The sequence below is a fragment of the uncultured Kiloniella sp. genome (genome assembly GCF_937128705.1).
In the GTDB taxonomy this organism is placed as follows: domain Bacteria; phylum Pseudomonadota; class Alphaproteobacteria; order Kiloniellales; family Kiloniellaceae; genus Kiloniella.
This window is the reverse complement of sequence record NZ_CAKZMP010000229.1, coordinates 1-4,547: the sequence shown is the minus strand read 5'-3', so window position 1 is coordinate 4,547 and position 4,547 is coordinate 1. Positions and strand designations below refer to the sequence as shown.

Here is a 4,547-nt window from a genome sequence, read left to right as displayed (position 1 = left end):
ACTTGCCACCAAAATGAGGGGGAGGATTGCCGACAACGAACGTTTTTAACTCGGTAATTTTCATTTTGGCCTCAATAGACTGCTTTAACCGATGGTTTTTATTATTTTATCTCATCAAGAATGAGCCTATCGAAAAAAAATCGCAATTGATGTTTTTAATCCAATTGGTTCAAAAAATATTCCAGTTTCCCTGTTCCAATTGCTCGTGTGCTGTGTGAATAATATCTGGTGGGCTTTAAAATGAGGTCGTGATGGCTGGGCAGATAGATTTAAAAAAATTACCCCCTTTGAAAGCTTTAAAAGGTTTTGAGGCGGCAGCAAGACTTTTGAGTTTTAGAGGCGCTGCGGGTGAATTGAATCTGACGCATACGGCTATCAGTCATCAAATTAAAGTTCTGGAAGAAGACCTTAATGTTAAATTATTTCAACGGGATGGACGTGGCGTTAAGCTGACGGCTGAGGGGCAGCAGTTCTACCTTGTAGTCAGAAATATTCTTGAACAGCTGATTCATTCTTCGGAAGTGATTCGGTCAAGTGGACAAGCACAAAAGTTACGTGTTCAAGCCTTTGTAACCTTATCCATTCGCTGGCTGGCTAGGCGAATCTCGCGGTTTCGTGTGGCACACCCCGATTTGGATGTACAAATAACATCTAGTATTCTTGATGGTGCTTTTGATGAAGTAAATGAAGATGTGGGGATTATCTATAGCCCTGTCCCTGTGGCAAAGCATCTGCATTGGATACCTTTGTTTGGCGCAGAACTTATTCCTGTTTGTAGCCCTGCTCTTCTAAGTGAAAAGGGGGATAAAATCTCTGCAAAAGAGCTACTCACTTTACCTCTTTTGAAGGTTTACACGGCTGATAATCATTGGGAAGAGTGGTTTCAGTCACTTGGAATTTTTGCCGAAATATCTCGTAATTCTATCGCCGTTGATACTGTGGCAATTGCCCTGGAAATGGCATTGGACGGAGAGGGCGTGGCCATGGTCAATGGGCCCTTTGCTGACAATGACCTCAAAGCAGGACGTTTGGTCCACCCGATCAAACATATTACAAAGGCACCCGGTGAATGGGGGATTGTCTGTCGGAAAGAACTAAAAGATGAGCCACATATCGGGGCGTTTACATCCTGGTTGCTAGAAGATATGGCCGCTTATTAGGACTGGTTTGAAAGCTTATTTGTAGGCTTTGGAAATGGTGATCAACCCCATACCTGCAAGAACAATCAATCCGGCGAGAATCATATGTAAGGTCAGGGGTTCATTAAAAACGCTTACTGTTGCGAAAACTGCCAGTACAGGAACGATAAGGGTCAAAGGTGCGAGGAAAGAGATTGGTTGACGTCTTAACATCCAAGCCCAGGAACCATGGGCGATGATGCTTGAGGCTATTGCTGCATAGGCAATCCCAAGCCAGCTCTCTGTGCTTGCGTTTTGTATGGTTTCCGCGATGGGGGCTTCGAGAGCGAGAGCCATACCAAAAGAGAAAGGAATGCCTAGAACCGAAGACCAACAAATAATGGCAAGAGGAGATATTTGGTTCTTTCCACGGACCAATACCATGTAGGTGCCCATAAAGAATGCTGACCCCAGTCCGGCGACCATGGCATCTAGGGTATCGAAGAACGTTGGTTCATAAAAAAGAATAACAATACCTATAAAGCCAATAATCAATCCGCTTATACGTTTTATGCCGGGTGTGTCTTTGAAAAAGATCCAGGCGAGTAATACTGAGAAGGCGGGGCCGACTTGTATGATGACAGAGATTGCCCCGACACTGGCTGTATTCTGGATTGACCAGAATAGTAGTCCGAAATGGCCTGGCACAAGCGCGGCACTGATTAACAGTAAAGATCGAAACTGGCCTTTGGGAAATTTAACAAAAGGCGCTAGAAGCACGACGATGATGCTGAAACGAATACCCAAGGCCGTCCATACAGGAAACTCATCTACACTGACTTTGACTGCGATGTAGTTCAGCGCCCAAAGAATGAAGATCATCGCGAGTACGCTATAATCGATCAGCCCAACGGGTTGGTCTCCACCGGATGGAGTTATCGCTTTGGTCATGCTTTTCTTTCATGGCGACGTTGGCCCATCTGGTACATTCAGAGTATCAGATTAGGTCATCTATCTTGATTGCCCTCAAGATAAAGATGATCAAGAGGAAGGCTGGTGGTATCGACAAAACGTGTCAGGGCTGTTGATGAACTGATTTCTTGAACGCCTTCGATTTGCGATAAGTCCTGCCAAAAGAAACGTTCATAATCCTCAATATCCTTAACGATGATCTTTAGCAAGAAATCAACGCTACCCATTAGGGTATGGCATTCAATAACCTGTGGAAATTTCTGCACTGCTTTTACAAAGTCTGGCAGGGCGTCCTTTACATGATGGTGCATTTTGACCTGTGCAAAAACGGTAACACCAAGACCAATTTTCTTCTGATCTATGATGGCAACGCGGTCCTTGATCACCCCCTCGTCAAGCAAACGTTGAATGCGACGCCAGCATACTGATTTTGATGATCCTAATTTTTCGGCAAGTTCTGTTACTGGTATAGTAACGTCTTTTTGCAAGCTTTCCAGGATGCGAATATCAAGGTTATCTAATTTTGTGGTCATTTTTCCTGATAATATTTATTTTTAAGATATTATGTTTCTAACAATAGCATTTAAATGATGCATTGGGGAAGAAATACCTGCTCACTTTTGTAATATTGGCTATATCAGGACAGATGTAGTGATCTTGGCCTAAAAAGAAAAAATAGTGATCGTAATCGGGATGAATTTCTGTGCCAAAAACAACAGATATAAATACGCGGGTTGAGTTTGATATCGTGGCAATGAGAGAGCCAAATACATTGTTACGAATATTGGAATACTTTGCATTGATCGGGGCGACGCCAAGCAATGTGAAAGCTGATGCTACCTCGGACGGCACACAAACTATTTCGATTATTGTTGAGGGGGTATCTGAGCAACGCGCTTATATACTTGCGGGCAAAATCAATGAGATCTTTACAGTCAACTCTACAAGTTATGTCATTGAACCAATCAAGACATCGGTCGGTAAGACAAACCACCCAGATATGCTGATGTGTGCCTGAAACACGGGTTTAGGAAATCAGGCCGGGTCTTTCCCCATCAAACAGAGCAGCATCCCAGCTTTCGCCCTCTAGGCATCTCGCAGCAAGGTGTCCGTAGTACACTGCCGATGCCAAAGAACCGGGTGAATAGGCATCACCAATGACCTCCAAGGTTTTGATCCCGGCTTGTTCGAGCTTGTCTGGATTACTTTGCAGTTGATGATACAGCGCATCGTTGGCATGTTTTGCGGTCACAAGCAATAAACTATCACCTTGAATAGTTTTTGTTCGGCCTGTGAAAGTGCAGGATAGTCCTATCTGGTTTTCGGCAACATTTGATACGGCCTGATTCGTGATGAGCTCCACACCAAGATTGATAAGTTTGGCCTGTATCTTTTCCTGTTCGAGTGTGTATTCACTCCATGCTGATATCTTTGCCGCGGGTGTTACCAAGGTTACCTTTTCCCCGTCGCTGATAAGTTTTTCGGCGAGTACACCTCCCATGTAATAGTGATCATCATCATAGATAATGGTATGTCCAGTCGGATTCTTTCCATTCATTATATCATCGGGTGTAAAGCCAGGGATGGTACTCAGTCCGGGAATAGCTTTTTGATAATATCGCCCGGTGCCATCGCGGCGCCAATGAGATCCCGTGGCAAGCAGGACATGAGGAAAACCAAATTCCAGTATGGCGTCTTCATCAAGTGGGCTGTCTTTGTAAATTTCAACATTGGCCATTTGAGTGAGAAGATTTACGCGGTAATCCCGGACGCGGGCATAACTGGATAGGCCGGGGAGTTGACTTTCTTTTGTGGCTCGCCCACCAAGTTCCTTGCCTGATTCTGCCAAAGTGACCTGATAGCCTCTGTTGGCAAGCTGTAGGGCTGCTTCTAACCCTGAAGGGCCAGCACCGACGACAAGCACAGAACTATCCGATGCCTTGGGGGCAATTTTTTCCGGATGCCACTTGCGTCGCCATTCTTCGCCCATTGTCGGGTTTTGTGTGCATCGGATGGGAACGCTGAGATTGTCACCGCTAACGCAGATATTACATCCTATGCATTCGCGTATTTCGTCAATGCGCCCTTGGGCTATTTTGTTTGGTAAGAAAGGATCGGCGATTGAGGGGCGTGCAGCCCCGATGAGGTCGAGGACGCCGCCGAAGCCGGGGAGGATGCTGCCGGAGTCTTTGACGCCGGCGTCGCGTTTGAGGAGTGATTCGGCGAGGTCGCCGACTTGGCCGACGACGCCGAGGATGGCCCCAACCAGCAGGGCGTAGCCGGGCGCGAGGTCGGCCAGGGGGGCGAGGAGGAGCAGCGAGGCGAGGGACGAGAACACGACCCCGCCGACGAGCCCTTCCCAGGTCTTGCCGGGGCTGACGGCAGGCGCCAGCTTGCGGCGCCCGAAGGCTCGGCCGGCGAAATAGGCGCCGGTATCGGCGAGCCACACCAGCAGCA

5 protein-coding genes are annotated in these 4,547 nt (G+C 46.9%); 2 read left to right on the top strand and 3 right to left on the bottom strand.

What is annotated here, in order from left to right:
- Positions 1–251: 251 nt before the first annotated feature.
- Positions 252–1,160, top strand: coding sequence for a LysR substrate-binding domain-containing protein (locus tag Q0241_RS12045; protein WP_299377676.1), 909 nt, complete (start codon positions 252–254; stop codon positions 1,158–1,160).
- Between the two features lie 15 nt (positions 1,161–1,175).
- Here the strand turns inward: Q0241_RS12045 and Q0241_RS12040 are convergent, their stop codons facing one another.
- Complete coding sequence (locus Q0241_RS12040; RefSeq protein ID WP_299377674.1) at positions 1,176–2,069, bottom strand: DMT family transporter; 894 nt, start codon at positions 2,067–2,069, stop codon at positions 1,176–1,178.
- A 56-nt stretch (positions 2,070–2,125) separates the two neighbouring features.
- The gene (locus Q0241_RS12035; protein WP_299377673.1) at positions 2,126–2,623 is read right to left on the bottom strand and encodes an Lrp/AsnC family transcriptional regulator; all 498 of its coding nucleotides are present in this window, start codon (positions 2,621–2,623) and stop codon (positions 2,126–2,128) included.
- Between the two features lie 170 nt (positions 2,624–2,793).
- Between Q0241_RS12035 and Q0241_RS12030 the strand changes: the two genes are divergently transcribed.
- On the top strand, positions 2,794–3,108 hold the full coding sequence (locus tag Q0241_RS12030) for a hypothetical protein (RefSeq protein WP_299377671.1): 315 nt from the start codon (positions 2,794–2,796) through the stop codon (positions 3,106–3,108).
- A 9-nt stretch (positions 3,109–3,117) separates the two neighbouring features.
- Here the strand turns inward: Q0241_RS12030 and Q0241_RS12025 are convergent.
- A partial coding sequence (locus tag Q0241_RS12025; protein WP_299377669.1) for a phosphatidate cytidylyltransferase occupies positions 3,118–4,547 on the bottom strand: 1,430 nt, incomplete at its 5' end.

Coding starts and splice junctions, on each gene's coding strand:
- Q0241_RS12045 (WP_299377676.1), top strand. CDS start 252: ATGGCTGGGCAGATAGATTTAAAAAAATTACCCCCTTTGAAAGCTTTA.
- Q0241_RS12035 (WP_299377673.1), bottom strand. CDS start 2,623: ATGACCACAAAATTAGATAACCTTGATATTCGCATCCTGGAAAGCTTG.
- Q0241_RS12040 (WP_299377674.1), bottom strand. CDS start 2,069: ATGACCAAAGCGATAACTCCATCCGGTGGAGACCAACCCGTTGGGCTG.